1 rRNA gene is annotated in these 255 nt (G+C 56.5%); it reads right to left on the bottom strand.

The features are described 5' to 3' along the window. Nucleotides 1–254, bottom strand: a 23S ribosomal RNA gene (locus tag QSK26_RS42210); the annotation flags it as partial. Between the last annotated feature and the right edge of the window lies 1 nt (nucleotide 255).

Raw genomic sequence — 255 nt, 5'->3', positions numbered from 1 at the left:
GTACGGATTTGCCTATACTCCGCCCTACATGCTTACCCCAGGAACAACCATCGCCTGGGCTGGACTACCTTCCTGCGTCACCCCATCGCTTACCTACTACCCCATCGGACCGAGCGTTCACCCTGACGTCCCCTCCGAAGAGGAAACCGAGCTAAGGACTCTTAGCATCAAAGGATTCGATATTGGCGCATCACAGCGGGTACGGGAATATCAACCCGTTATCCATCGACTACGCCTGTCGGCCTCGCCTTAGGC

The organism is Microtetraspora sp. NBRC 13810 (genome assembly GCF_030268685.1).
In the GTDB taxonomy this organism is placed as follows: domain Bacteria; phylum Actinomycetota; class Actinomycetes; order Streptosporangiales; family Streptosporangiaceae; genus BSRQ01.
The sequence above is the reverse complement of the archived record's forward strand: the minus strand, read 5'-3'. Positions and strand labels throughout refer to the sequence as shown.